General features: G+C 72.2%; 22 protein-coding genes. 8 read left to right on the top strand and 14 right to left on the bottom strand.

The window, feature by feature from the left end:
• The first annotated feature begins 165 nt into the window (after nt 1-165).
• The 3 genes from WQ56_RS01345 (at nt 166) to WQ56_RS01335 (ending at nt 3787) form a co-directional block, all read left to right on the top strand.
• Nucleotides 166-1554 carry an FAD-binding oxidoreductase gene (locus WQ56_RS01345; protein WP_047135244.1) on the top strand — a complete coding sequence of 463 codons (1389 nt, stop codon included), beginning with the start codon at nt 166-168 and terminating at the stop codon, nt 1552-1554.
• Between the two features lie 75 nt (nt 1555-1629).
• On the top strand, nt 1630-1929 hold the full coding sequence (locus tag WQ56_RS01340; RefSeq protein WP_047135243.1) for a DUF2388 domain-containing protein: 300 nt from the start codon (nt 1630-1632) through the stop codon (nt 1927-1929).
• Nucleotides 1930-1933: 4 nt separating this feature from the next.
• Complete coding sequence (locus WQ56_RS01335) at nt 1934-3787, top strand: DUF4105 domain-containing protein (protein WP_231583314.1); 1854 nt, start codon at nt 1934-1936, stop codon at nt 3785-3787.
• A gap of 117 nt (nt 3788-3904) precedes the next feature.
• Here the strand turns inward: WQ56_RS01335 and yeiP are convergent, their stop codons facing one another.
• The 6 genes from yeiP to WQ56_RS01305 all read right to left on the bottom strand — a co-directional run bounded on the left by yeiP (nt 3905) and on the right by WQ56_RS01305 (nt 9571).
• The gene (gene yeiP / locus WQ56_RS01330; RefSeq protein ID WP_047135242.1) at nt 3905-4471 is read right to left on the bottom strand and encodes an elongation factor P-like protein YeiP; all 567 of its coding nucleotides are present in this window, start codon (nt 4469-4471) and stop codon (nt 3905-3907) included.
• A gap of 13 nt (nt 4472-4484) precedes the next feature.
• On the bottom strand, nt 4485-5057 hold the full coding sequence (locus WQ56_RS01325; RefSeq protein ID WP_047135241.1) for a retropepsin-like aspartic protease: 573 nt from the start codon (nt 5055-5057) through the stop codon (nt 4485-4487).
• A gap of 4 nt (nt 5058-5061) precedes the next feature.
• Nucleotides 5062-5832 (bottom strand): SDR family oxidoreductase, encoded by a 771-nt coding sequence (locus tag WQ56_RS01320; RefSeq protein WP_047135240.1) that lies wholly within the window; start codon nt 5830-5832, stop codon nt 5062-5064.
• A gap of 67 nt (nt 5833-5899) precedes the next feature.
• Nucleotides 5900-6790, bottom strand: coding sequence for a hydroxymethylglutaryl-CoA lyase (locus tag WQ56_RS01315; RefSeq protein WP_047135341.1), 891 nt, complete (start codon nt 6788-6790; stop codon nt 5900-5902).
• 17 nt (nt 6791-6807) lie between these two features.
• Nucleotides 6808-8784 carry an acetyl/propionyl/methylcrotonyl-CoA carboxylase subunit alpha gene (locus WQ56_RS01310; RefSeq protein WP_047135239.1) on the bottom strand — a complete coding sequence of 659 codons (1977 nt, stop codon included), beginning with the start codon at nt 8782-8784 and terminating at the stop codon, nt 6808-6810.
• Nucleotides 8777-9571: an enoyl-CoA hydratase-related protein gene (locus WQ56_RS01305; RefSeq protein ID WP_047135238.1), complete on the bottom strand. Its 795-nt coding sequence runs from the start codon at nt 9569-9571 to the stop codon at nt 8777-8779. The genes WQ56_RS01310 and WQ56_RS01305 overlap by 8 nt, the downstream gene beginning before the upstream one ends.
• Before the next feature lie 115 nt (nt 9572-9686).
• Between WQ56_RS01305 and WQ56_RS01300 the strand changes: the two genes are divergently transcribed.
• Genes WQ56_RS01300 through WQ56_RS01290 form a run of 3 tightly spaced genes read left to right on the top strand, consistent with a single transcriptional unit; the run spans nt 9687 to nt 12024 of the window.
• Nucleotides 9687-9932: a FeoA domain-containing protein gene (locus tag WQ56_RS01300; protein WP_047135237.1), complete on the top strand. Its 246-nt coding sequence runs from the start codon at nt 9687-9689 to the stop codon at nt 9930-9932.
• A gap of 14 nt (nt 9933-9946) precedes the next feature.
• Nucleotides 9947-11785 (top strand): ferrous iron transporter B, encoded by a 1839-nt coding sequence (locus WQ56_RS01295; RefSeq protein ID WP_047135236.1) that lies wholly within the window; start codon nt 9947-9949, stop codon nt 11783-11785.
• On the top strand, nt 11782-12024 hold the full coding sequence (locus WQ56_RS01290) for a DUF6587 family protein (RefSeq protein WP_047135235.1): 243 nt from the start codon (nt 11782-11784) through the stop codon (nt 12022-12024). The genes WQ56_RS01295 and WQ56_RS01290 overlap by 4 nt, the downstream gene beginning before the upstream one ends.
• A 148-nt stretch (nt 12025-12172) precedes the next feature.
• Here the strand turns inward: WQ56_RS01290 and WQ56_RS01285 are convergent, their stop codons facing one another.
• The 6 genes from WQ56_RS01285 to WQ56_RS01260 all read right to left on the bottom strand — a co-directional run bounded on the left by WQ56_RS01285 (nt 12173) and on the right by WQ56_RS01260 (nt 17345).
• Nucleotides 12173-12559 carry a hypothetical protein gene (locus tag WQ56_RS01285; protein WP_047135234.1) on the bottom strand — a complete coding sequence of 129 codons (387 nt, stop codon included), beginning with the start codon at nt 12557-12559 and terminating at the stop codon, nt 12173-12175.
• A 1-nt stretch (nt 12560) separates the two neighbouring features.
• Nucleotides 12561-13109, bottom strand: coding sequence for a polymer-forming cytoskeletal protein (locus WQ56_RS01280; protein ID WP_047135233.1), 549 nt, complete (start codon nt 13107-13109; stop codon nt 12561-12563).
• A 135-nt stretch (nt 13110-13244) separates the two neighbouring features.
• On the bottom strand, nt 13245-14852 hold the full coding sequence (locus tag WQ56_RS01275; protein WP_047135232.1) for a carboxyl transferase domain-containing protein: 1608 nt from the start codon (nt 14850-14852) through the stop codon (nt 13245-13247).
• A 145-nt stretch (nt 14853-14997) separates the two neighbouring features.
• Nucleotides 14998-15357 (bottom strand): hypothetical protein, encoded by a 360-nt coding sequence (locus WQ56_RS01270; protein ID WP_047135231.1) that lies wholly within the window; start codon nt 15355-15357, stop codon nt 14998-15000.
• Between the two features lie 351 nt (nt 15358-15708).
• Entirely contained in the window at nt 15709-16044 is a 336-nt protein-coding gene (locus tag WQ56_RS01265; protein ID WP_047135230.1) for a hypothetical protein, read from the bottom strand.
• Between the two features lie 125 nt (nt 16045-16169).
• Nucleotides 16170-17345 carry an acetyl-CoA C-acyltransferase gene (locus tag WQ56_RS01260; protein WP_047135229.1) on the bottom strand — a complete coding sequence of 392 codons (1176 nt, stop codon included), beginning with the start codon at nt 17343-17345 and terminating at the stop codon, nt 16170-16172.
• 190 nt (nt 17346-17535) lie between these two features.
• On the opposite strand from WQ56_RS01260, the gene WQ56_RS01255 reads away from it, so the two are divergent.
• Nucleotides 17536-20352, top strand: a complete 2817-nt coding sequence (locus tag WQ56_RS01255; RefSeq protein ID WP_231583313.1) for an autotransporter serine protease — start codon at nt 17536-17538, stop codon at nt 20350-20352.
• A gap of 454 nt (nt 20353-20806) precedes the next feature.
• Nucleotides 20807-21211, top strand: a complete 405-nt coding sequence (locus WQ56_RS01250) for a transposase (protein WP_343123201.1) — start codon at nt 20807-20809, stop codon at nt 21209-21211.
• A gap of 358 nt (nt 21212-21569) precedes the next feature.
• On the opposite strand, the gene WQ56_RS01245 is transcribed toward WQ56_RS01250, so the two are convergent.
• Nucleotides 21570-22727, bottom strand: a complete 1158-nt coding sequence (locus WQ56_RS01245; RefSeq protein WP_047135228.1) for an acyl-CoA dehydrogenase family protein — start codon at nt 22725-22727, stop codon at nt 21570-21572.
• Nucleotides 22728-22876: 149 nt separating this feature from the next.
• The gene (locus WQ56_RS01240) at nt 22877-23977 is read right to left on the bottom strand and encodes a Glu/Leu/Phe/Val dehydrogenase dimerization domain-containing protein (RefSeq protein WP_047135227.1); all 1101 of its coding nucleotides are present in this window, start codon (nt 23975-23977) and stop codon (nt 22877-22879) included.
• Between the last annotated feature and the right edge of the window lie 228 nt (nt 23978-24205).

Raw genomic sequence — 24205 nt, 5'->3', positions numbered from 1 at the left:
GGAACGGGCCATGGTGCCAGAAGCCCGCCGCTGTTGCAGCGCAGCAGCGGGCGGCGCGTCGCGTCGTCGCACCGGCCCCGGCGGTCGCGACGCCCGCCGCCGCGGGCGCTGGACGCCTGCGGGCGCGGCTGGCAGGCTGGCCCGCCGTGCCCGCGATCCGACCCCATGCCCGACGCCCGCATCGCCCGGCTGCAAGCCGCCGTCCCGACCCTGCAACTGCGGACCGATCCGGCCGACCTCGCGCACTACGGCGTCGACTGGACCCGACGCTGGACGCCGGCGCCGCTGGCGGTCGCGTTGCCGGCCGACATCGCCGAGGTCCAGGCCACGGTGCGCTGGGCGCGCGCAGAAGGGGTCGCGATCGTGCCCTCTGGCGGACGCACCGGCCTGTCGGGCGGGGCGGTCGCGGCGAATGGGGAGCTAGTGCTGAGCCTGCAGCGCATGAACCGCGTGCTGGGCTTCGATCCGGTCGACCGGATCCTGACCGTGCAGCCGGGCATCGCGCTCGAAGCGGTGCAGGAGGCGGCGCGCGGGCACGGGCTGGCCTATCCGGTCGATTTCGCCGCGCGCGGGTCCTGCACGATCGGCGGCAACATCGCCACCAACGCCGGCGGCATCCGCGTGCTGCGCTACGGCAACACCCGCGAGTGGATCGCCGGCCTGAAGCTGGTGACCGGCACGGGGGAGCTGCTCGATCTCGGTCGCGGGCTGGTCAAGAACTCCAGCGGCTACGACCTGCGCCACCTGGCGATCGCCTCGGAAGGCACGCTGGGCATCATCGTCGAGGCCAGCCTGAAGCTGGCCGCGCCGCCGCCGGCCACGCGCACGCTGCTGCTGGCGCTGCCGTCGTTCGAAGGCCTGATGCAGGTGTTCCAGGCGCTGCGCGCACGACTGGCGCTGGAGGCCTTCGAGTTCTTCACCGACCGCGCGCTGCACCACGTGGTCGCGCACGGCGCGCAGGCGCCGTTCGACGCGCCGCATCCGTTCTACGTCGTCGCCGAGTTCGCGTGCGAAGGCGAGGCGGGCGAGGTCGCGATGCTGTCGGCGTTCGAGCACTGCGTCGAGCAGGGCTGGGTCGAGGACGGCGTGATCGGCCAGAGCGACGCGCAGGCCACGCAGCTGTGGCGGCTGCGCGAGGGCATCACCGAGAGCCTGGCGCCACACGTGCCCTACAAGAACGACGTCTCGGTGCGGATCTCGGCGATGCCGGCGTTCCTGGAGGCGGCGCAGGCGCTGCTGGCGCGCGAGTATCCGCAGTTCGACGTCGTGTGGTTCGGTCACATCGGCGACGGCAACCTGCACATCAACGTGCTCAAGCCCGCCGACCTGGCCAACGACGCCTTCGTCGCGCAATGCGAGCGGGTGACCAAGCTGCTGGCCGCGACGCTGCAGGCGCACGGCGGCAGCATCTCGGCCGAGCACGGCATCGGTCTGGTCAAGAAGCCTTACCTCGACTCGACCCGCAGCGCGGCCGAGATCGCAGTGATGCGCGGCATCCGTCGCGCGCTCGATCCCGACGGCATTCTCAACCCCGGCAAGCTGTTCGATGCCTGACCGCGGACGGGCGGTGGCGATGAAGGCGGCGTGAGGGCGAGGTAGAGTGTCGCCTCCCCCCTGGAGATGCCGCCGATGTCCCGACCGCTGCTGGCCTGCGTCCTGATCGTCCTGTCCACGCCCGCGCTCGCCGGCAGCTTCGCCGGCACCACCGGCGGCGCGACCTCGGCCGGCAGCTCGGCCTCGTCGGGCAGCACCTCGGGCGACGACAAGGTCGTGCTGCAGGCCCGCGAGGATGCGGCCGGCTTCGTCGCCAGCGACGGCCGGATCCGCGGCGTCCGCCTCGAGGCCGCGCTGCGCCACCTGCGGCAGACGCGTCCCGACGCGCAGGCGGCGAGTGACCTGCAACTGGCGCAGGCGATCCTCGCGCGTTGAGCCGGTGAGCGCGCGCGACCGCCCGGCGGCGCGCGGCCGTCGCCTGCGGACCGTAGCCCTCGCGCTGCTGCTGGCCGCCGGCACCGCGCACGCGCAGGCGTGGCGGATCGAGACCGGGCCCGGGACGCCGCCGCTCGACGCCGACGCGCAGGCCGCGTCGGCGCGGCTGGTCGACGCGGTGCTCGCGCGCCTGCCGCCGGCGTGGCGCGCAGCCGACGGGCTCGACGTACACCTGGCGTGGCGCGACGACCTGCCGGCGCAGGTGCATGGACGCGCGACCGGCGATCGCATCATGCTGCGCCGTGCGCTGCTCGATGCGGCGGCCGCCGACGACGCGCCGCCGCAGGCGACACGCGCCGCGTCCGCCGCGCTCGTCCACGAACTCGCGCATCGCTACGACCGCAGCCGCCACGGCGGCCTGTCGCGCGATCCGCGGCTGCTCGACCTGGCCGGCTGGCCACGCCCGCCGCTGCGGCTGGGCCTGCGGGCGCGCCACAACGCGATGACCGACCGCCGGCCCGACGCCTACGAGACCACATCGCCGGCGGAATTCGTCGCGGTCAATCTCGAGCATTTCCTGCTCGATCCCGAGTACGCCTGCCGGCGTCCCGCCCTGCACGCGTATTTCGCCGCGCATTTCGCCTGGGCGCCGCCTGCCGCGGCCTGCGCCGCGGACCTGGCGTTCGTCGAGGCCGAGCCGCGCGCGACCGACGACGCGGACGCGCTGCTGGAACTCGACCCGGCCCGCGTCTGGGCGGTCGAGTACCTGTTCGCCGAAGCCAACGCGCAGCCGATGAGCCGCTGGGGCCACAGCATGCTGCGGCTCGTGGTCTGCGCGCCCGGCCGCGTGCCGGGGCCGGACTGCCGCTACGATCTCGCGCAGCATCGCGTGCTGTCGTTCCGCGCGTTCGTCGACGACGTGCAGATCTCCAGCCTGCGCGGTCTGACGGGGCGTTATCCCGCGCGGCTGTTCGTGCTGCCGCTCGATCAGGTGATCGACGAATACACCCGCGTCGAGCTGCGCGGTCTGCAGTCGATCCCGCTGCGGCTGTCGCCGGACGAGATCGCCTCACTGCTCGAGCGCGCGGCCAGCGTGCACTGGAGCTACGACGGTCGCTACCGGTTCGTCGGCAACAACTGCGCGGTGGAGACCTGGAAGCTGCTCGACGCAGGCGTGCCCCGGCTCGACGGCCCACGCCTGCGCAGCATCACGCCCAACGGGCTGCTGCGCAGGCTGGTGCGCGACGGCATCGCCGACGATACGGTGCTCGGTCGTGCCGATGCGGTCCGCGCCGGCTACTACTTCCCGTCGGCGGATGCGGAGTACCAGGCCCTGTTCGACGTCGCGCGCGAAGCGCAGCGCCTGCCCGCGACGCGCTTCGAGGACTGGCTGGCGCTCGATCCCGATGCGCGCACAGCCTGGCTGGCGGGGCCAGGCGAGCGCGATGCCGCGGCGCTGCTGGTGCTCGAGCATGCGGCGCATCGTCGCGCGGAGCTCGAAATGCGCGATGTGCTCAAGCGACGGCTGCTCGATCCGCGCCGTACTGCGGAACGGGCGCCGGCACTCGCGGCGCTGCGGGAGATGCTGGCGGCCGGTGATCGCTTGAGCCGGCCGGCGCAATTGCTGGATGGCGGCTACGGGCTCCCGCAGGCAGCCGAACAGGCGACATTGCGCGGCGATGCCGCCGCTCGCGCGCAGCGCTTGCGCGGTCTGCGTACCTTGCTGGAGGACGAGGGGCGCGCGGCGCTGACCGCGGACGAGCAGGCGCGCGTGGCATCGATCGAACGCAACGTCGAAGCGCTGGGCGCGCGCCTGCGCGCGCTGCATCGCGAAGCCGGCGGATTGCAGCTGGATTGAGCAATCTTGCCAGGCCGAATTGCCTTCTCCATGTAGGCGCGCGCTTGCGCGCGATGGGGCCTTCCCGGAAAGCCTGTTCGCGCGCGAGCGCGCTCCTACAGGGTGGAGACGCGAGCCTCAGTCCGCCCGGCCGCCGAACTCGCCGGTCGTGGTGTTGACCCAGACGCGCTCGCCGTTGCCGATGTACTCGGGGACCTGGATCTCGATGCCGGTGCTCAGCGTGGCTGGCTTCGGGCGCTTGGTCGCGGTGCCGCCCTTGAGCTCGGGCGGGGTGTCGACGACCTCGAGCACCACGCTCTGCGGCAGTTGCAGGCCGACCGGCGCATCGTCGATGACCTGCACGTAGCAGCCGCCCAGTCCCTCGGTGATGTAGCCCGCGCCGTCGCCGACGACGTCGGCATCGAGCGTGTAGGGCGTGAAGTCCTCGTCGTCCATGAACACGAATGCGTCGCCGTCCTTGTACGAGAAGCTGGCCTGGCGCCGGGCCAGGTCGACCTCGCGCAGGTCGTCGTCGCCGTCGAAGCTGGCGTCGAGCTTGTTCCCGCCCGGCACGCTGTACATCGTGAAGCGGAAGCGCACGTTGCCGCCGCGGCCCTGCGGCGAGCTGCGCTCGATGTCGCGGATCTGGTAGACCCCGCCGTTGTGTTCGACCACGTTTCCTTTCTTGACGTCGTAGGCTTTCATTCGTTCTGCGCTTTCAGTGGGAGACGGACGCCGCGGGCGCGGCGGGATTGCGGAGATGGAGCCGCAGGTGGGGGTAGTCGATCACCGCCTGGCCGCGGTCGAGCACGTCGGCACCGAGCACGCCGTCGATCGCCGGCAGTCCGCGCTGCGCGAACGCGGCGGTCACGTGGTCGAGCGCCAGGAAGTGCGCGGTGAAGTCGTCGTCGCGGTAGTCGCCGATCGCCAGGCGGCTGCCGGGCAGCGTGGCGATGGCGAGGTTGCCGGCGCCGGCCCCGGTCGCCTGCAGCCCGCTCGAGGCGTCTGCCTGGCGGCCGTCGGCGAAGCGCGCCTGGCGGGCGCGGTCGATGACGGTGCGCCCGGCCCCGGTGTCGATCAGGAACGTGCCGGCGACGCCGTTGATGCGGACCTCGACCGCGAGGTGCGCCTCGCCGTAGCGGCGCATCGGCACCGTGTCGTAGCCGCGCTGGGCGAGCAGGCCGGAGAGCGTGCCCGCGCTGGCCGTCGTCGCGTCCCCTGCATGGGCCGGCGCGAACGCGAGCAGCGCGAGCAGCAGGCCCGTCGCCGGACCGGACGACGATGCGGGCATCGACCTACTTCGGCGCGAGCCGCACCGCGCCATCGAGGCGGATGGTCTCGCCGTTGAGGTAGCGGCTGGACAACAGGTGTGCGACGAGGTCGGCGAATTCCTCCGGACGGCCCAAGCGCGACGGGAACGGGATCGATGCCGACAGCGACTGCTGCACCTCCTCTGGCATGCCGTCGACCATCGGCGTCCAGAAGATGCCCGGCGCGATCGTGTTGACGCGGATGCCGAAGCGCGCCAGTTCGCGTGCCATCGGCAGCGTCATGCCGACCACGCCGCCCTTGGATGCGGAGTACGCGGCTTGGCCGATCTGGCCTTCGAACGCCGCCACGCTGGCGGTGTTGACGATCGCGCCGCGCTCGCCGTCCTCGCCGGGCGTGTTGTGCTGCATGACCGCGGCCGCGGCCTTGGCGACGTTGAAGCTGCCGACCAGGTTGACCATGACCGTGCGGCTGAAGGTCGCCAGCGGCATCGGCGCCTCGCGGCCGAGCACGCGCCCGGCACCGAGGATGCCGGCGCAGTTGATCGCGGCGTTGAGTCCGCCGAGGAAGTCGCGGGCGGCCTCGATGCTCGCCGCCACGCCGGCCTCGTCCGCGACGTCGGTGCGCAGGTAGCGCGCGGCGTCGGTGCCCAGCGCCTCGACCGCCTCGGCGCCCTTGGCGTCGTCGATGTCCAGCAGCGCGACGCGGCCGCCGTCGGCGACGATGCGGCGGGCCACGGCCAGGCCGAGGCCGGAGACGCCGCCGGTGACGATGGCGCGGACGGAATCGGGGGTCATGCACGATCCTCGAAGGACGGAAACGGGCAGTCTAACCGCTGCGCCGCGGCGTTTCGCGGTGTTGCGCTCATGCGCTCGCCGCGAGCGCGCGGCCGGCCTTGCTGCCGGTCTCGCGCCCCAGTCGCGCCGACAGCCAGGCGCCGGTCTGCGCCAGCAGCGGCAGGTCGACGCCGGTGCGCAGGCCCAGGCCCTCCAGCAGGTAGACCACGTCCTCGGTGGCGACGTTGCCGCTGGCGCCGCGCGCGTAGGGGCAGCCGCCGGTGCCGGCGACCGCCGCGTCGACGACGCGCACGCCCGCCTCGATGCAGGCCAGCACGTTCGCCAGCGCCTGGCCCCAGGTGTCGTGGAAATGCACCGCCAGCGCCTGCATCGGCACCTCGTCGGCGACCGCACGCAGCATCGCGCGCGCGCGGGCCGGCGTGCCGACGCCGATCGTGTCGCCGAGCGAGATCTCGTAGCAGCCCATGGCGTGCAGCGCCCGGGCCACGCGCACCACGTCGGCCAGCGGCACCTCGCCCTGGTAGGGACAGCCGAGCACGGTGGAGACATAGCCGCGCACGCGCACGCCATCGGCCTGCGCGCGTGCGAGCACCGGGGCGAAGCGCGCCAGCGACGCCTCGATGCCGGCATTGATGTTCCGGCGGTTGAACGCCTCGGAGGCCGCGGTGAACACCGCGATCTCGTCCGCGCCGGCCGCGCGGGCGCGGTCGTAGCCGGTCTCGTTGGGCACCAGCACCGGATAGGCGACGCCGTCGCGACGCGCAATACCGGCGAGCACGTCGGCGGCGTCGGCCAGCTGCGGCACCCACTTCGGGCTGACGAAGCTGGTCGCCTCGATCGTGCGCAGCCCGGTCGCCGACAGGCGGTCGACCAGCGCGATCTTCTCGGCCGTCGGCACGATCGCCGCCTCGTTCTGCAGGCCGTCGCGCGGCCCGACTTCGACGATACGCACGTCCACGTCGGCCGGGCGCGCGCTCACTCGAGCACCGCCAGCACCGCGTCGGCCTCGACGAAGTCGCCGGCGGCAGCGCGCAGGTCGGCGACGACGCCGTCGCGCGGCGCCTTGAGCGCGAGTTCCATCTTCATCGCCTCCATCACCAGCAGTTCCTGCCCGGCGTCGACCCGGTCGCCGGCCTGCACGCGCACCGCGACGACGCGACCGGGCATCGGCGCGCGCACGCGGTCGTCGCCGGCGGCAGCGTCGGCGCTGCGCCCGCGATCGGGGGCGACCGGCGCCAGCGCCAGCCGCACGTCGCCGTCGTGCAGCACCAGCATCGACGGATCGGCGAACACCGCAAGGCTGCGCCCGCGGCCGTTGATGCGCGCCGACAGCCGGCCGTCGCGCAGTCGCGCGCCGCGGACCTGGACCTGCGTCTCGCCAACGGCGACGTCGTAGTCGCCCGCGTGGCCCGACACCGCAAGGTCGTGCCGCTGGCCGCGATGCTCGAAGGCCACGCGCCGGGACGCGTGTGCGCCCAGGCGCCAGCCGTCGCCGCGTGCCCACGGTGAGGCGTCGTCGCCGGCGGCCTGCCCGGCGAGCAGCGTCGCCGCGGCGGCGGCCGCGAGCCACTGCGGATCGGGCGCCGCGTCGCCGGTGGCGGGCACGAACTCGTCGAGATGGCGGTCGAGATAGCCGGTGTCGATCGTGCCCTCGACGATCGTGCGGTGGCGCACCAGGCGCTCGAGGAAGGCGATGTTGGACTTCGGCCCCTCGACCGCGCACTGCGCCAGCGCTTCGCGCAGCCGCGCGAGCGCGCGCGGCCGGTCGCTGTCGTGGACGATGAGCTTGGCGATCATCGGGTCGTAGAAGATCGTGACCGTGTCGCCCTCGACCACGCCCGCGTCGATCCGGACCTGCGCCGAGGGCGTCGGCAGCCGCAGCCGGCGGAGCGTGCCCGAGCCGGGCAGGAAGCCCGCCTCCGGGTCCTCGGCGTAGAGCCGGACCTCGATCGCGTGGCCCTGGCGCGAGATCGCGTCCTGCGCCAGCGGCAGCGGCTGCCCGGCCGCCACGCGCAGCTGCCATTCGACCAGGTCCAGCCCGGCCGTCATCTCCGTCACCGGGTGCTCGACCTGCAGCCGGGTGTTGATCTCCATGAAGAAGAACTGCCCGTCGGGCGCGACGATGAACTCGACGGTGCCGGCGTTGGCGTAGTCGATCGCGCGCGCGGCCTGCACCGCGGCCGCGCCCATCGCGCTGCGCAGTTCGGGCGTCAGGAACGGGGAGGGCGCTTCCTCGAACACCTTCTGGTAGCGCCGCTGCGCCGAGCATTCGCGCTCGCCCAGGTGGATCGCATGGCCGTGGGTGTCGCCAAAGACCTGGATCTCGATGTGCCGCGGCGACTCGATGTAGCGCTCGAGCAGCACGCGGTCGCGTCCGAAGGCATTGCGCGCCTCGCGCTGGCAGCTCTCCAGCGCCGCGGCGAACGCGTCGGGCCCGCGCACGATCCGCATGCCCTTGCCGCCGCCGCCGTGCGCGGCCTTGATCATCAGCGGAAAGCCGATGCGCACCGCCTCGCGCGCCAGCAGGTCCGGGTCCTGGTCCTCGCCGGTGTAGCCGGGCACGACCGGCACGCCGGCCGCGGCCATCAGGTCCTTGGCCCCGGCCTTGCTGCCCATCCTGCGCATCGATGCCGCCGACGGCCCGACGAAGCGGATCCCGGCCGCCTCGACCGCCTCGGCGAAGTCGGCGTTCTCGCTCAGGAAGCCGTAGCCGGGATGGATGGCCTGCGCGCCGCTGGCGCGCGCGGCCTCGAGGATCGCATCGCCGCGCAGGTAGCTGTCGGCCGGCTGCGGCCCGCCGATCGGCCAGGCCGCGTCGGCCAGCCGCACGTGCTGCGCATCGGCGTCGGCCTCCGAATACACCGCGACGGTGCGGATGCCGAGCCGGCGGCAGGTGCGGATCACGCGGCAGGCGATCTCGCCGCGGTTGGCGATCAGGAGCGTGTCAAACATCCGGTGTCTCCACCCAGGCCGGCGCGCGCTTGTCGAGGAACGCCGACAGGCCCTCCTGGCCTTCGGCCGAGACGCGCAGCGCGGCGATCAGCGCGGCGTTGTCGTAGTCGAGCCGGTCGCGGTCGGTCGCCGCGACGACCTCGCGCACCAGCCGCTTGGCATCGCCCGCGGCGAACGGGCCGGCGCGCAGCAGCAGGGCCACCTGCCGGTCCACCTCGGCGTCGAGCGCGTCGGCCTCGACGACCGCGTGCAGCAGGCCGATGTGCAGCGCCTGCGCCGCGTCGAACACCTCGGCGGTCGCGAACCAGCGGCGCGCCTGCCGGGCACCGATCGCGGCGACGACGTAGGGCGAGATCACCGCCGGGAGCAGGCCGAGCCGGCTCTCGGTCAGGCCGAACTTCGCCCCGGGCACGCCGATCGCGATGTCGCAGCACGCCACCAGGCCGACCCCGCCGCCGAACGCGGCGCCATGCACGCGCGCGATCGTCGGCCTGGGCAGTTCGTCGAGCGTGCGCATCAGCCGCGCCAGCGCGAGCGCGTCGTCGCGGTTGTCCTGTTCGCTGGCGGCGGCCATGCCGCGCATCCAGTGCAGGTCGGCGCCGGCCGAGAACGAGGCGCCGGCGCCTTCGATCACCACCACCCGGACCTGCGGATCGTCGCCGAGCTGTTCCAGCGCCGTGGTCAGCGCGGCGATGAGGCCGGCGTCGAAGGCGTTGTGCAGGGCGGGGCGGTCGAGGCGGAGGCGGGCGACGGCGTCGCGGCGTTCGAGCAGGAGGGCATCGGGCATGGGCGCTGGCGTCGGGCGAAACAGACCGGATCATAACGAGTCGCGCGCAAAGGCCATGCCGCAGTGCAACCCGGGAGTAAGGTCGCGACCCATTCCCATTCGTGCCGGATCCGTCTTGAACCTCTGCCAGTTGCCGCGGCGCACGCCCGGCGTCGTCGCCGCCGTCGAGGCGGTCGGCGCGCACGATCCGATCGCCCGCCGGCTGGGCGAACTGGGCTTCGTGCCGGGCGAACCGGTGGAGGTGGTCGCGCTGGCGCCGTTCGGCGGCGACCCGTTGCTGGTGCGCGTGGGCTTCACCCGCTTCGCGCTGCGCCGCAGCGAGGCCGCGCGGGTCCGGGTGCGCGCGGAGACGCCGGCGTGAGCGCCACCGCACCGATGCCGCGGCTGGCGCTGGTCGGCAGCCCCAATGCCGGCAAGACCGCGCTGTTCAACCTGCTGACGGGCAGCCGGCAGAAGGTCGCCAACTACGCCGGCGTGACCGTCGAGCGCAAGGAGGGGCGGATGCGCGGCCCCGGCGGCGAGGACTGGGCGCTGCTCGACCTGCCGGGCGCCTACAGCCTGCAGCCGGCGAGCCTGGACGAGCAGATCACCCGCGACCTGTGCCGCGGCTTCTATCCCGGCGAGCCGGCCCCCGACGTGCTGGTGTGCGTGGTGGACGCGACCAACCTGCGCCTGCACCTGCGCTTCGTGCTGGAGCTGCGCGCGCTCGGCCGGCCGATGGTGGTGGCGCTGAACATGGCCGACGCCGCCGCGCGCCGGGGCATCGTCGTCGACGTTGCGGCGCTCGAGGCGCGGCTGGGCCTGCCGGTGGTCGAGACCGTGGCGATCCGCCGCGACGGCGCGCAGGCGCTGCGCGGGCGGCTGGCCGAGACGGTCGCCCGGCCGCGGCCGCCGGCCGGCGCGGACGACGGGGACGACCTGCACGCGCAGGTGCGGGCGCTGCTCGCGGCGACGGTGACGATCCCACGGCGCACCGCGCGCATCGACGACGCCCTCGACCGCTGGCTGCTGCACCCGGCGTTCGGCCTGCTGGCGCTGGCGGCGGTGATGTTCCTGGTGTTCCAGGCGGTCTACGCCTGGGCGACGCCGGTGATGGACCTGATCGACGCCGGCACGTCGGCGCTCGGCGGCTGGGTCTCGGACACGCTGCCGCCCGGGCCGCTGACCAGCCTGCTCGCCGACGGCGTCATCGCCGGCCTCGGCGGGGTGGTCGTGTTCCTGCCGCAGATCCTGATCCTGTTCCTCTTCATCCTGGCGCTGGAGGAATCGGGCTACCTGCCGCGCGCGGCGTTCCTGCTCGACCGGCTGATGAAGGGGGCCGGGCTGTCGGGCCGTTCGTTCATCCCGCTGCTGTCGAGCTTCGCCTGCGCGATCCCCGGGATCATGGCCACGCGCTCGATCCAGGACCCGCGCGACCGACTGGCGACGATCATGGTCGCGCCGCTGATGACGTGCTCGGCCCGCCTGCCGGTCTACGCGCTGCTGATCGGCGCCTTCATCCCGCAACAGCAGGTCTGGCGCGTGCTCAACCTGCAGGGGCTGGTGCTGTTCGCGCTGTACATGGCCGGCATCCTCAGCGCGCTGGCGGTGTCGTTCGCGATGAAGAAGTGGCGCCGGGACCGCAGCGAGCATCCGCTGCTGCTGGAACTGCCGTCCTACCGGCTGCCGCACGCGCGCGACCTGGCGATCGGCCTGAAGGAGCGCGCGATGATCTTCCTGCGGCGCGTGGGCGGGATCATCCTCGCGCTGACCGTGCTGCTGTGGTTCCTGCTCTCGTTCCCGGCGCCGCCCGACGGCGCGACCGGGGCGGCGATCGAGTACAGCTTCGGCGGCCGCATCGGCCATGCGCTGGCGCTGGTGTTCGCGCCGCTGGGCTTCAACTGGCAGATCTGCATCGCGCTGATCCCGGGCCTGGCGGCGCGCGAGGTCGCGGTCGCGTCGCTGGCCACGGTGTACGCGCTGTCGGCCGTCGACGACGATGCCGCGGTCCAGGCGCTGACCCCGATCATCACCGACGGCTGGTCGCTGGCCACCGGCCTGTCGCTGCTGGTGTGGTTCATCTACGCGCCGCAATGCCTGTCGACCTGGGCGACGATCCGGCGCGAGACCGGCTCCTGGCGGCTGATGGCGATCAACGCCGGCTACCTGTTCGCGCTGGCTTATCTCGCCTCGCTGCTCACCTACCAGGTCGCGGTCGCGCTGGGGGCGGGGTGAGCGCCGGTCCCGACCCGCAGCTCGTCGCGCAGTACGCCGCGGTCGCGGTGCTGGTCGTCGTCAGCGCCTGGATCGTGCTGAAGAAGCAGGCGCCGGCGGCCGCGCGACGCCTGCGCATCGCACTGGCGGTGCCGCTCGTGCGCGCCGGCCGGCCGGCGTGGATGCAGGCGCTGGGCCGGCGCATCGCGCCCGCGCCGCGGCCCGGCGCGGGGTGCGGTGGCTGCGACGGTTGCGGTTGACGCCGGGCGGGATCTCCCGCGCCCGATGCGGCGGGCGGCGAGGTCAGGAACGCGGCACACGCGTCGGGATCGAAGGTCGGCCGCGCGTACAGCGACGCGGTGCGGACATCGGGCGGATCGCGGCCGCAGGGAAGGGGCGGACGCGGGGTCAGTGCCGGCCGCGCCGGTTGGGCGCGCGCGGCGGGCGGCGCATGTCGTTGGTCGGCACGACCTCGACCGCCAGGTTGAACGTGCGCTCGTCGCCGGCGAACAGCGCGCCCACACCCACGACCTGGCGGTTGAGCTCCTTGCCCGCGTCGTCGCGGATCACCAGCACGACCGAGTATTCCCACGCGCCGCCTTCGCTCGGGTGACGGATCGTGCCTTCGACCTGCAGCGCGGTCGTCGCGTCCTGCGTGCCGACGCTGGTCGCCGCGTCGGCGTCGAAGCGCAGGTAGTGCCGGCACGCCGGACAGCGCGCCGAGCTCTCGAGGATCGTGGTCTTGCAGTGCGGGCAGACGCGCGTGGCACCCGCCGCACCGGCGCGGGCGTTCATGTCAGCCGGCGTCGAGCGTCGCCGCGTCCTTGCCGCGCGCCGCCGGGCGGTCGTCGGCCTTGACCTCGCCCCAGCCGCATTCGATGTGCCCGCGGATCTTCGAGCCCGCGGCGACGGTCAGCGAGCCGGCCTTGAGGTCGCCGGTCAGCACCGCCGAGTCGCGCAGCTCGACCAGCGATGCCGAGTCGATGTTGCCGTCGAGCTCGCCCGACACCAGCACCTGCTTGGCGCGCACGCCGCCGTTGAGCTTGGCGCCGTGCTCGATCGTCAGGTTGCCCTGCACGTTGACGTCGCCCTTGAAGCGGCCGGCGATGCGCACATCGCCCGTGCCCTCGATCTTGCCCTCGATCGTCAGGTCGGAGGCGATGATCGATTCCTTGGCCGACGGCGCGGCGGCGCTGCGCGGCGGGACGACCGGCGCCGGCGCGAAGTCGGCCACTGCCGGCGCGGGCGGCACCGGGTCGCGCAACGGGGCCGGCGGGAGCGGGGCGTCGTTGCCGGGAGCGGGCGAATCCTTCTTGACGGAACCGGACTGGGGGAAGATGGCCATGTCGCGCGTTACCTCGGGAATGGACGGGGACGGCCCCGACGCTTGCATCGGGGCGGGCCGCGCCGCGGGGACGACGCGGAAGGCCGAGACTAGCACGCACCCCGTTGCAGGCAACCGGCGCGGCCGCGCCGTCGATCACATGCGGAAGACGCCGAATCGCGCCGGCTCGATCGGCGCGTTGAGCGAGGCGGCGATGCCCAGCCCGAGCACGCGCCGGGTATCGGCCGGGTCGATGATGCCGTCGTCCCACAGCCGCGCGGTCGCGTACCACGGGCTGCCCTGGCGCTCGTACTGCGCGCGGATCGGCGCCTTGAACGCGTCCTCGTCGTCCGTGCTCCATTCGTCCCCGCGCGCTTCGATGCCGTCGCGACGCACCGTCGCCAGCACGCTGGCGGCCTGCTCGCCGCCCATCACGCTGATCCGCGCGTTGGGCCACATCCACAAAAAGCGCGCGCCGTAGGCGCGACCGCACATCGCGTAGTTGCCGGCGCCGAAACTGCCGCCGATGACGACGGTGAACTTGGGCACGCTCGAGCAGGCGACGGCGGTGACCATCTTCGCACCGTCCTTGGCGATGCCGGCGTTCTCGTACTTGCGGCCGACCATGAAGCCGGTGATGTTCTGCAGAAACACCAGCGGGATACCGCGCTGGTTGCACAGCTCGATGAAGTGCGCGCCCTTGAGCGCGCTCTCGGCGAACAGGATGCCGTTGTTGGCGACGATGCCCACAGGCATGCCATGGATGTGCGCGAAGCCGGTGACCAGGGTCTTGCCGTAGCGCGCCTTGAACTCGTCGAACTCGCTGCCGTCGACGATGCGCGCGACGACCTCGCGGACGTCGAACGGGCGGCGCGTGTCGCGCGGCACGATGCCGTAGAGCTCGTTGGCGGCAAACAGCGGCTCGCACGGTTCGCGCAGCGCCAGCCGCGACGTGCGCCGCAGGTTGCAGTGGCCGACGATGCCGCGCGCGATCTGCAGCGCGTGTGCGTCGTCCTCGGCGAAGTGGTCGGCCACGCCCGACAGGCTGGTGTGCACGTCGGCGCCGCCGAGCGCCTCGGCGTCCACGACCTCGCCGGTCGCAGCCTTCACCAGCGGCGGGCCGCCGAGGAAGATCGTGCCCTGTTCCTTGACGATCACCGACTCGTCGCACATCGCCGGCACGTAGGCGCCGCCGGCGGTGCAACTGCCCATCACGACCGCGATCTGCGGGATGCCGTCGGCGCTCATGCGCGCCTGGTTGTAGAAGATCCGGCCAAAGTGCTCGCGATCGGGGAACACCTCGTCCTGCAGCGGCAGGAAGGCGCCGCCCGAGTCGACCAGGTACACGCACGGCAGCCGGTTCTCGCGCGCGATCTCCTGCGCGCGCAGGTGCTTCTTGACGGTCATCGGGAAGTAGGTGCCGCCCTTGACCGTGGCGTCGTTGGCGACGACGACGACCTCGTGGCCCTGCACGCGGCCGATGCCGGCGACCACCCCGGCGGCCGGCGCGGCGCCGTCGTACATCTCCTCGGCGGCGAGCGGGGCGATCTCCAGGAACGGGGAGCCGGGATCGAGCAGCGCGACGATGCGGTCGCGCGCGAGCAGCTTGCCGCGCGCCGTGTGCCGGGCCTGGGCCGCCGCGCCGCCGCCCTCGGCCGCGCGCGCCAGGCGCCGACGCAGTTCCTCGGCCAGGCCGCGGTGGTAGCCGGCGTTGTCGACGAAGTCCGCCGAACGCGGATCGAGCTGCGAAGTCAGTGCCGGCATGTGCGAGAACCCGCCTGGAGGAAAACGGCAAGCATACGGAACCGGCGGCGCGCACGCAGGCGATGCGCACGCGCAAAGCCGCGTGGGGAGGCGCGCCACAAAAAAGCCCGCCTTGCGGCGGGCTCGGGACATCGTGCGTCGAGGCTCAGCGGTCGGCGCGCTCTTCCATCCGCTCGCCGGTGTTCTCGATCGCCTCGCCGGCGCGCTGGGTGGCGCGGCCGGTGGCGGCGGCGGCATCGCGCGCGGCGGCCTCGGAACGGGCGGCGGCTTCGTCGGCGGCGACTTCGGCACGGCGCATCGCGTCCGACGATGCGGCCGCGGCGGCGTCCGCGCCCTCGCGTGCGGCATCGCCCGTCGCCGATGCGGCGTCGGAGATTGCGCGGCCGGCGTTGTCGGCCGCGGCCGAGGCCTCGGCGCGCTCGCGCTCTGCATCGGCGCTGTGGTTGTTGCAGGCGGCCAGCGCCAGGGCGGCGACGGCAGTGGCGGTCATCAGGGTGAAACGCATGGCATGTCTCCTGTCGGGGCGGGTCTGGACACGGAGCGTGAATGCGCCGATGTGATCGCGATGACAAGGCGGGCCCCGCCAGTCAGAAAAGTCCTTCGTCGCAAGTCTGGGGAATCCTCCTGCGCACTTGACTGTGGCGGTCGGCTTCGGAGGCCGCGTCGCGCTGGCCGGGGACTGCTCCCCTGGCGGTAGCCCGATGGCTCTACTCGAAAGCGGTTACCGAAAGGCCGACCTTCCGCTGCCCATTTGAAGAGGCGCACTTTACGTACTTGGGAGAAAAACAAAAAAGCCGCCGGGCGAACCCGGCGGCTTTCTGCATTCAGCACGATGGCGCGAAGGCCATCGCGTGAATTACGGAGCGACGTCTTCCGCAGCGTCCTTGGCGTCTTCGGCCTTGGTCTCTGCGTGGTCGGCGGCGTCCGCAGCGTGCTCGGCAGCAGCGTCGGTGCCGGCAGCGGCAGCGTCGGCAGCGGCTTCGGCAGCGGCGTCAGCAGCGGCAGCGGCGTCGTCGGCGGCGGTCTGCGCGGTCTCGGTGACGGCCGGATCGGTCGTCTGGTCCGAAGCGACCTGGGCGTCGGCAGCGGCCTCGGCAGCGCCTTCGGCCGAGCTGTTGGCCTGGTCGGCGTTGCTGCAGGCAGCCAGCGCAACACCCATGGCCAGGGCAAGCAGAGCCTTGTTGATCGTCATTGTGTCTTCCTCGTCTGAAAGTGTGGGCAACGCGCTAAATGCGCGCCGGCAACATCATGACAAGCCGCGAACGGCTGTCAAGCGGGGCTTCGTGGTTTTTTCGTAAAAATCACGTTAACCGAAGTTCACGCCATTTCGACGGCAATTGCGGTCGCTTCACCGCCGCCAATACAAAGCGAGGCAACTCCGCGACTTAGCCCACGCGCCTTGAGCGCGTGCACCAGCGTCACGATGAGGCGGGCACCGCTCGCGCCGATCGGATGGCCGAGTGCCAGTGCACCCCCATTCACGTTCAGGCGGTCGTGCGGGATGCCCAGATCCTTCATCGGCGCCATCGCGACGTTCGCGAACGCCTCGTTGACCTCGAACAGGTCGACATCTTCGACCTTCCAGCCCGCCTTGTCGAGGACGTTGCGGATCGCCGTCACCGGCGCGGTCGTGAACCACTCGGGAGCCTGGGAATGGCGCGCATGGGCGACGATCCGCGCCAGCGGCGCGAGCCCGCGGGCCGAGGCCTCGTCGGCGGACGTGAGCACGAGGGCCGCGGCGCCGTCGGAGATGCTCGACGAGCTCGCCGCGGTCAGCACGCCGTCCTTGCCGAACGCCGCGCGCAGCGTGGGAATCTTGTCGAGCTGGATCCGGCCGGGTTGCTCGTCGGTGTCGAAGCTCGCCTCGCCCTTGCGGGTCTTCACGACGACCGGGACGATCTCGTCCTTGAACGCGCCCGACGCGATCGCGTGCTTGGCGCGGGTCGCGCTCTCGACCGCGTAGGCGTCGAGATCCTCGCGGCTGAAGCCGTACTTCTCGCTGGCGATGTCGCCGAACACGCCCATCGACTTGCCGTCGTAGGGATTGGTCAACCCGTCCCAGGCCATGTGGTCCAGGAACTCCGCGCTGCCGTAGCGGATGCCGCCGCGCGCGCCGGGCAGCAGGTGCGGGGCGTTGGTCATCGATTCCATGCCGCCGGCGACCACGACCTTCGCGGTGCCGGCCTTGATCATGTCGTGCCCGTACATCACCGCCTGCATGCCCGAACCGCAGACCTTGTTGATGGTCACGCAGCCCGTGGCGTCGGGGATGCCCGCCGCGCGCGAAGCCTGGCGCGCGGGCGCCTGGCCCAGGCCCGCCGGCAGCACGCAGCCGATGACGGTCTCGTCGACCTGGTCGGGCGCGATGCCCGCGTGCTCGAGTGCGGCGGCGATCGCGGTCGCGCCGAGCGTCGGCGTCGGCACGCCGGTGAACTGGCCGAGCATGGAGCCGATGGCGGTGCGCTTGGCGCCGACGATGACGATGTCAGTCATGGGGTGGAACTCCGTGTTGCGCTGCGTGCGATGGCTCGATTATCGCATCCGACCGACACGCGTGGCGTCGGCGATGCGCCCTGGCGTCCGTCCCGATGGCGCGTACCGCCGATTGCGCGTATAGAAGAGCGCGCAGGGGACGCCGACCGTGCCGTGGGGTGCGGGGATCGCCTATGGAAGAGGGAACACGATGACGGATCCGATGAATGCGCCGCTCGCCGGCGCGTCGCGCTCGCTGCTCGCCTGTGCACTGGCGAGCGTCCTGGCTGCCTGCGGCGGCGGTGGCTCCGGCGGCGGGCTGCTGCTGCCCGATCCGCCGCCGGTCATCGCGCCCAATCCGCCGCCCACGGTCGTCGAGCGGCCCGATCCGGCCTACAGCCGCCACCTCGCCGACACCGGCGCCTGGACGGCGCACGATGCCGGCTACACCGGCCGCGGCGTGCGCATCGGGTTCCTCGACAGCGGCGTCAACCGACAGCATCCGGCGCTGCGCGACCGCGTGGTGTCGAACCTGGTCTACGTCGGACGGGACAACGACCTCTCGGTCGACGATGCGGTGGGGCACGGCACCGCCGTCGCGCAGGCCGCGGCCGGGCGCCCGTTCGGCACGTGGCCGGGCGGCGTGGCGCCCAATGCCGAGATCGTCTCGGCACGCATCATCTCCGACAAGCCGCCGGTCGACGACGGCTCGGGCAACGGCAATCCGGTGGATGGCCCGATCGGCGTGGAGGCGATCCACGCCGAGCTGATCCGCCGCGACGTGCGGATCATGAACAACTCCTGGGGCGGGTTGTACATGACCGGCGACGACGCGGCGCGCCGGATCGCCGCCGAGTACCGGCCATTCGTGGTCGGCCACGGCGGCCTGGTGGTCTTCGCCTCGGGCAACTCGAAGGACGCGCATCCCTCGGACCTGGCCGCGCTGCCGAGCCAACGCGGCGCCAACGGCAGCCTGCCCGGCGGCGATCTCGAGCACGGCTGGCTGACGGTGTCGGCGCTGGCCGAGAACAGCACCACGCGGCTGGCCGACTACTCCAACGCCTGCGGCATCGCGATGCGCTACTGCCTGGTCGCGCCGGGCACCGTCGTCGTCACCGGCACCGACGACGCGCCCAACCGGCCCGAGTACTGGAAGTACAGCGGCACCTCGCTCGCCGCGCCGCTGGTCTCGGGCGCCGCGGCGCTGGTGTGGGAAGCGTTCCCGTACTTCGACAACGACCTCGTGCGCCAGACCTTGCTCGGAACGGCGACCGACCTCGGCGCGCCGGGCGTCGATCCGGTGTTCGGCTACGGCGCGCTGAACGTCGCCAAGGCCGTCGGCGGACCCGCGAAGTTCGACTGGGGCGACGTGACCGTGAACTTCGCCGGCACCTCGACTTGGCGCAACGCGATCACCGGTGCCGGCGGCCTGGTCAAGCGTGGCAGCGGCACGCTGCAGCTGGACGGGCTCGTGGACTACCGCGGCGCGACGCGTGCCGAGGGCGGAACGCTGGCGTTCGCAGGCACGGTACCCGGCGCGGCGACCGTGTCGCCCGGCGCGACGCTGCGCTTCGGTGGCGCGCGCGTCGGCGGCACGCTGGTCAACAACGGCACGGTCGCAGTCGCCGGCCATATCGGCAGCCGGACGATCGCGGGCGATTTCCGGCAGAGCGCGGGCGGTCGGCTGGCGTGGCAGGTCGGCGCGCCGCTGCAGGTGACCGGCAACGCGTCGCTGGCCGGCGAACTGCAGGTGACCGGCATCGTCGGCGGCTATGTCCATTCGGCGCGCGAGACCGTGGTCCAGGCCGCAGACGGCCTGACCGGCACCTTCGGCAGCCTGACCCGCGGCACGGGCGTGTTCCTGGACGCCACGCTCGGCTACGACGCCAGCCGGGCGTGGCTCGACATCGCCCGGCTCGACGTCGGCGCGACCGCGATGTCGCTGCCCGGCATCACCGCGCAGGCGCAGGGCGCGGCCGATCGCGTCGAGGGCGCGTTCTCGCGCATCGATGCGCAGGACGGCCCTGGCGCGCCGGTTGCCGACGGATTCGTGCGGGCGGCGGGCGCGTTCCAGCGCCTGCCCGACGAGGCGAGCGCGCTCGCGGCGCTCGACAGCCTGTCCGGCGCGCAGCATGCCGCGGCGCTGTCGGCGACGTTCGACAACGTCGACATGACCCGCCGCCTGGTCGCCGGGCGCGTGGGCGCGCTGGCCGCCGACGGAACGGGCGCCGGGGTGTGGCGGGACACGCTGGGGCAGGGCGGTCGCGGTGGCTTCGCGCGCGATAGCTTCACCGTCGCCGGCTGGAGCCTGGGACGCGACCACGTGCTCGGCGACGGGCTGGTCGCCGGCTTCGCGTTCGGCGAGCTGCGCGGCGACGGCATCGCGCAGGCGCGCGGTGACCGCAACCGCGATCGCCAGACGCAGGCCCAGGCCTACCTCGCGCGGACGTTCGGCACCGGTTACGCCATGGTGCAGCTGGGCAGCGGCCGCTTCGACCGCGACCTGCAACGCACGCTCCATGTCGGCGCGATGCCGCAGGGCGTCTCGACGCGCTATGCGGGCCACTACACCCAGGCGGCGGTCGAGGCCGGGCGCCACTGGCGGGTCGGGGCGGCCGAGTTCGGGCCGTACGCGGGCGCCGAGCAGGTGCGGCTGCGCAGCGACGGTTTCGACGAGCTCGGTGGCGACGGCTTCGGCCTGCGCAGCGCGGGCTGGTCGGCCGAACGCACGCAGGCGGTCGCCGGCGTGCGTGCGCGCTGGGACGGTCCGGCGTTCTCGCTGCACGGCTACGGCGAATGGCAGCAGACGCTGTCGGCGACGGGCTTCGACCTGCAGGCCAGCTTCACCGGCATCGAGGCCTGGGCGCCGATCGCCGGCCTGGACCCGGCACGCTCGGGCGGCCTGTTCGGCATCGGCCTCGACAGCCGCCCGACGCCCCGCTCGCTGCTCGGCCTGGGCCTGGACCAGCGCTTCGGCCCGCGCGGCAGCGATCGCATGCTCTCGCTGCGCTATGCGTACGGGTTCTGACGCGATGCGGTAGCGCTGCCTCGACCCGTAGGCGCGCGCGCGCGCGAGGGATTGTTCCTGCAATCCTGTCACGCGCGATGGGCTGCCCGGCACAGCCCACCGCGCGCAAGCGCGCTCCTACAGGGTCGGGACGAGTTTCAAAGCCCGCTATCGCAGCGCCTATGTAGGAGCGCGCTTGCGCGCGAGGGCTTTCCTGTGGTGTCGTCGCAGACCAATCGGCGGTCCAGGGCAAGCTCATCGCGCGCAAGCGCGCTCCTACGGGTTGGAGGCGAGAATTCAAGCTCGCATCCGCAGCACCTACCGCGCTTCGCGGCTGTTTCCGATGGTGCTCGGCTGACGCGTCCATCAGCATGGCGACATGCCATCGTCCCCTGGACATCGCGCGCTCCGACGCGGCCGACGGTCGATCCGTGGCGGCGCCTATCTGGTCACGGCGACGACTTGGCGACGATGCGTGCGGTTCGGTGGGTTCGACGTGGGGCGGTCGGCGTGCACCGCGTTCACGCGTCCTCGCGCCATGGGCGATGCCCAGCTTCTCGCCTGGGTGCTGATGCCCGATCACGTGCATTGGCTGATCCAGTTGGAACACGAACCGCTGGCGCGCGTGGTCGCGCGGATGAAGGCAGCGGTCAGCCGGGAACTGCACGAAGCCGGGCTGGTCGATGGTCCAGTCTGGGCGCGGGCCTTCCAAGACCGTGCGATCAGGCGGGACGAGGATCTGCGCGCGGCGGCGAGGTACATCGTCGCCAACCCGCTCCGCGCCGGGCTGCGTACGTCGCTCGGGATGGGCCCTGAGCGGAACGGCGATTCGCGCGCAAGCGCTCCTACAAGGCGCGTATCGCCCGGATCACGCGTGTAGGCACACGCTCGCGTGCGATGACTTTCCTCGTCGCGCCGATCGTGCACGCGTCGACAGGCGGGGGCGACGCCGCAGGACTTCGCACACCTGTAGGAGCGCGCTTGCGCGCGATGGGGCTGGCCCGTAACGGCGATCGCGCGCGAGCGCGCTCCTACAGGACCTGCTGTGCCCGAATCGCGTGTCGCCGGCGCCGCTTCGCGCGAGTCCACAGACCAACGGGGCCGATGCGCCGCATCGAAACCGTGGGAGCGTGCTTGCGCGCGAAGGGGCTTGCCCGGAACGACGCTTCGCGCGCGAGCGCGCTCCTACAAGGGCGTGCGACGACGCCGCGGTGAAGGCCCGGGCGCGACGTGGCAGCTCAGTGCTTGCCGTCGAACAGCTCGCGGCCGATCAGCATGCGGCGGATCTCGTTGGTGCCCGCGCCGATGGCATAGAGTTTCGCGTCGCGCAGGATGCGGCCGGTCGGGTACTCGTTGATGTAGCCGTTGCCGCCCAGTGCCTGGATCGCCTCGAGTGCGACCTGCACCGCGGCCTCCGAGGCGTGCAGCAGGCACCCGGCGGCGTCGATGCGCGAGGCGTGGCCGGCGTCGAAGTCGCGTGCGACCTGGTAGGCGAACGCGCGGCTGGACTGCAGCGCGGTGTACATGTCGGCGATCTTGGCCTGCATGATCCCGAAGGTGCCGATCGCCGCGTCGAACTGTCGGCGCTCGCGCACGTAGGGCAGGGCGATGTCGAGCGCGGCCTGCATCAGGCCGATCGGCCCGCCGCTGAGCACCAGGCGTTCGGTGTTGAGCCCGCGCATCAGCACCTTGACGCCGCCGTGGACCTCGCCGAGCACGTTGGCGGCCGGGATCTCGCAGTCCTCGAACACCAGTTCGCAGGTGTTGGAGCCGCGCATGCCGAGCTTGTCGAGCTTCTGCGCGGTGCGGAAGCCCGGCATGCCCTTCTCGACGAGAAACGCGGTCATGCAGCGGCTGCCCGCGTCCTTGCCGGCGGTGCGCATGTAGACGATCAGCACATCGGCCTCGGGGCCGTTGGTGATCCACATCTTGTTGCCGTTGGCGGCCCACACGTCGCCGCGCAGCTCGGCGCTGCAGCGCATCGAGCCGACCACGTCCGAACCCGCGCCGGGTTCGCTCATCGCCAGCGCGCCCTTCCACTCGCCGCTGCACAGCTTGGGCAGGTAGGTCCGGCGCTGCGTGTCGCTGCCGTTGGCATGGAGATTGGCCACGCACAGGTTGGAGTGCGCGCCGTACGACAGGCCGACCGAGCCCGACGCGCGCGAGATCTCCTCCATCGCCACCAGGTGCGCGAGATAGCCCATCTCGCTGCCGCCGAACTCGGCCGGCACCGTCATGCCCAGCAGGCCCAGCTCGCCCAGCTTGGGCCACAGGTCCTGCGGGAACGCGTTCTCGTGGTCGATGGCCTCGGCGCGCGGGGCGATCTCGGCCTGGGCGAAGCGCCGGACCGCGTCGCGCAACGCGTCGAGTTCCTCGCCGAGCGGGAAAGTGCGCATCTGGTCTCCTGGTCAGAACGGGGCCGCGACGCGGCCGATGGCGGCGAAAGCGGGGAAGGAACAACGGGGTGGGTTGTGCGTTTGCAGCATTTCCATGCTCCGGAAACGACGATGGGGCCGCAGCCCCATCGTCCTCGATCCGGTCGCCGTCAGGCGCCGCGCACGCGGCCCTGGAAGCGCGGCGCCGCGCGCCCGAGCGGCAGCTTGAGCTTGCCGATCGTCTCGATGCGCTCCTCGGCCAGGCGGTCGGCGGCCCGGTAGGTCGGGATGCCGTCGCGCTCGGCGATCTCGAAGATGCGCGTGAGGTTGTGGTAGATCGTGCGCATCATGCGCATCGCGCGCTCGCGGTTGTAGCCGTCGATTTCCAGCGAGACGTTCATCACGCCGCCGGCGTTGACCGCATAGTCGGGTGCGTAGAGGATGCCGCGCTGCTCGACCTCGTCGCCGATCGCGTTGTTGGCGAGCTGGTTGTTGGCCGCGCCGCAGATGATCTTGGCCTTCAGGCGCGGCAGCGTCTTCTCATTGACCGTGCCGCCCAGCGCGCACGGCGAGTAGACGTCGGCGTCGACGTCGTAGATCTCGTCCAGGCCCACGGCCTCGGCACCGTACTCGCTGACCGCGCGCTCGACGCGTTCCTTGTTGATGTCGGTGACGAAGATCTTCGCGCCGCGCTCCTTGAGCAGCTTCACGAACTCGATGCCGACGTGGCCCAGGCCCTGGACCGCGTAGCTGTAGTTGCCGACTTCCTCGTTGCCGAACTTGCGGTTCAACGACGCCAGCAGACCCTGCAGCGTGCCGTAGGCGGTGAACGGCGACGGATCGCCCGAACCGCCGTGGACCTGGTGCACGCCGGTGACGTACTGGGTCTCGCGGTAGACGAACTCCATGTCGTTGACGTCGATGCCGACGTCCTCGGCGGTGATGTAGCGGCCGCCGAGCGACTCGACGAACTGGCCGAAGGCGCGGAACAGGCCCTCGGACTTGTCGGTCGCCGGATCGCCGATGATCACGGCCTTGCCGCCGCCGATGTTCAGGCCGGCGACCGCGTTCTTGTAGGTCATGCCGCGCGACAGGCGCAGCACGTCGTTGAGCGCGTCCTGCTCGGATTCGTAGGGCCACATGCGCGTGCCGCCCAATGCCGGGCCCAGCACCGTGTTGTGGATCGCGATGATCGCCTTCAGGCCGACGTCCTTGTTGTGGCAGAACACGATCTGCTCGTGACCGGTGGTGTCGAGGTGCTCGAAAATCATTCAGTGCTCCGTCGCGGGCGATCGCCCGACGCATGGTTGGCTGGAGGCGGCATGGGGCTGGCGGAGGTGACCGGCGAGGCCGCCGTGGACGTCCGACTGGAGCCGCACGTCTCGGGAACGCGGCATTTTACGCGCCTGCGCCGGGATTTGTTGAAGGCGAAACCAATCGCAGGAAAGCCTCGCTGGATCAGTAGGTTGCATGCCGCTAGATGCGTGACATCCATGCTG

Origin of the sequence: Luteimonas sp. FCS-9 (genome assembly GCF_001014645.1) — a bacterium.
Taxonomy (GTDB): Bacteria; Pseudomonadota; Gammaproteobacteria; order Xanthomonadales; family Xanthomonadaceae; genus Luteimonas.
Note: the sequence above shows the minus strand (reverse complement) of the source record. Positions and strands in the feature narration are given on the sequence as shown.

What these genes read in the sequence shown, in the direction of transcription:
- WQ56_RS01275 (WP_047135232.1), bottom strand. Translation starts at nt 14,852, where the DNA reads ATGCCGGCACTGACTTCGCAGCTCGATCCGCGTTCGGCGGACTTCGTC.
- WQ56_RS01240 (WP_047135227.1), bottom strand. Translation starts at nt 23,977, where the DNA reads ATGATTTTCGAGCACCTCGACACCACCGGTCACGAGCAGATCGTGTTC.
- WQ56_RS01245 (WP_047135228.1), bottom strand. Translation starts at nt 22,727, where the DNA reads ATGCGCACTTTCCCGCTCGGCGAGGAACTCGACGCGTTGCGCGACGCG.
- WQ56_RS01280 (WP_047135233.1), bottom strand. Translation starts at nt 13,109, where the DNA reads ATGGCCATCTTCCCCCAGTCCGGTTCCGTCAAGAAGGATTCGCCCGCT.
- WQ56_RS01270 (WP_047135231.1), bottom strand. Translation starts at nt 15,357, where the DNA reads ATGCGTTTCACCCTGATGACCGCCACTGCCGTCGCCGCCCTGGCGCTG.
- WQ56_RS01325 (WP_047135241.1), bottom strand. Translation starts at nt 5,057, where the DNA reads ATGCCCGCATCGTCGTCCGGTCCGGCGACGGGCCTGCTGCTCGCGCTG.
- WQ56_RS01340 (WP_047135243.1), top strand. Translation starts at nt 1,630, where the DNA reads ATGTCCCGACCGCTGCTGGCCTGCGTCCTGATCGTCCTGTCCACGCCC.
- WQ56_RS01310 (WP_047135239.1), bottom strand. Translation starts at nt 8,784, where the DNA reads ATGTTTGACACGCTCCTGATCGCCAACCGCGGCGAGATCGCCTGCCGC.
- WQ56_RS01305 (WP_047135238.1), bottom strand. Translation starts at nt 9,571, where the DNA reads ATGCCCGATGCCCTCCTGCTCGAACGCCGCGACGCCGTCGCCCGCCTC.
- WQ56_RS01345 (WP_047135244.1), top strand. Translation starts at nt 166, where the DNA reads ATGCCCGACGCCCGCATCGCCCGGCTGCAAGCCGCCGTCCCGACCCTG.
- WQ56_RS01285 (WP_047135234.1), bottom strand. Translation starts at nt 12,559, where the DNA reads ATGAACGCCCGCGCCGGTGCGGCGGGTGCCACGCGCGTCTGCCCGCAC.
- yeiP (WP_047135242.1), bottom strand. Translation starts at nt 4,471, where the DNA reads ATGAAAGCCTACGACGTCAAGAAAGGAAACGTGGTCGAACACAACGGC.
- WQ56_RS01265 (WP_047135230.1), bottom strand. Translation starts at nt 16,044, where the DNA reads ATGACGATCAACAAGGCTCTGCTTGCCCTGGCCATGGGTGTTGCGCTG.
- WQ56_RS01320 (WP_047135240.1), bottom strand. Translation starts at nt 5,832, where the DNA reads ATGACCCCCGATTCCGTCCGCGCCATCGTCACCGGCGGCGTCTCCGGC.
- WQ56_RS01260 (WP_047135229.1), bottom strand. Translation starts at nt 17,345, where the DNA reads ATGACTGACATCGTCATCGTCGGCGCCAAGCGCACCGCCATCGGCTCC.
- WQ56_RS01255 (WP_231583313.1), top strand. Translation starts at nt 17,536, where the DNA reads ATGACGGATCCGATGAATGCGCCGCTCGCCGGCGCGTCGCGCTCGCTG.
- WQ56_RS01295 (WP_047135236.1), top strand. Translation starts at nt 9,947, where the DNA reads ATGCCGCGGCTGGCGCTGGTCGGCAGCCCCAATGCCGGCAAGACCGCG.